This is a genomic window from Candidatus Erwinia dacicola (assembly GCF_001756855.1).
GTDB classification, from domain to species: domain Bacteria; phylum Pseudomonadota; class Gammaproteobacteria; order Enterobacterales; family Enterobacteriaceae; genus Erwinia; species Erwinia dacicola.
Map to the genome: position 1 here is coordinate 1 of NZ_MAYS01000562.1, position 1,375 is coordinate 1,375.

The 1,375-nt window shown below is 41.6% G+C and carries 1 rRNA gene; it reads right to left on the reverse strand.

From position 1 onward, the window contains the following. A 23S ribosomal RNA gene (locus BBW68_RS19265) occupies positions 1-1,375 on the reverse strand; the annotation flags it as partial.

Consider the following 1,375-nt stretch of genomic DNA (forward strand, 5'->3'; position numbering starts at 1 on the left):
CCTTTAGAAATTTTAGCAAGAAAGTTCCACAATTGGCTACGTAACTACTATCCGGGGAACAAGAATCGAAATTCTCTATTTACCCAGAACGAGTACATAAACCATGGTATTGCTTCCCAATCAAGCCCGACTATCTCAATCTTCAGAGCCAATCCTTATCCCGAAGTTACGGATCTAATTTGCCGACTTCCCTTACCTACATTATTCTATCGACTAGAGACTCTTCACCTTGGAGACCAGCTGCGGATATTGGTACGGCCTGTTGAGAAGTTTGCGTAACCCCACCATAAATTTTCAAGGTCCGAGGAGAAAATATCGACACAACAGTAAATGTCATGCTCTTCTAGTCCATCTACCATATCTCTCTTCGAAAGACTTCCATGGTAGTACGACTATAAAACAGAAAAGAAAACTCTTCCGATACCTCTCGACGGCTTCTTTATGGTCGTTCCTGTTGCCAGGATGAGCACAAGGCCCATTTTTAATAACAAACGGATACTCAACAGGTTACGGAATTGGAACCGTATTCCCTTTCGTTCAAAATTATTCAAGTGTTTAATTACTATGGAATAAAAATTCATTCATTTCATTTCATTAAAACTTGAAAATTTTCGGCTTTCGCCTTGAACTTAGGACCGACTAACTCGTGATCAACCACTGTTCACACGAAACCCTTCTCCACTTCAGTCCTCCAAGGTCTCATTCGATTATTTGCTACTACCACCAAGATCTGTACCAATAGCGGCTCCATGCAGGCTTACGCCAAACACTTCTAAGCACACCATTGTACCCTCCTACTCACTAAAGTTTCAAAATTTATAATCCAACCGAAATTGTATTATAAATCATGTACTTTAGCGGTAATGTATAGGTATACAACTTAAGCGCCATCCATTTTAAGGGCTAGTTGCTTCGGCAGGTGAGTTGTTACACACTCCTTAGCGGATTACGACTTCCATGTCCACCGTCCTGCTGTTTTAAGCAACCAACGCCTTTCATGGTATCTGCATGAGTTGTTAATTTAGGCACCGTAACATTACGTTTGGTTCATCCCACAGCGCCAGTTCTGCTTACCAAAAGTGGCCCACTGGGCACATTATATCATAACCTCAACCTTCATATCAAGAAAGGTGAGGTTCTTACCCATTTAAAGTTTGAGAATAGGTTAAGGTCGTTTCGACCCTAAGGCCTCTAATCATTCGCTTTACCAGATAAGATTATTTTACATAATTTTTAAATGCACCAGCTATCCTGAGGGAAACTTCGGAGGGAACCAGCTACTAGATGGTTCGATTGGTCTTTCGCCCCTATACTCAATTCTGACAATCGATTTGCACGTCAGAACTGTTTCGGTCTTCCATCAGGGTTTCCCCTG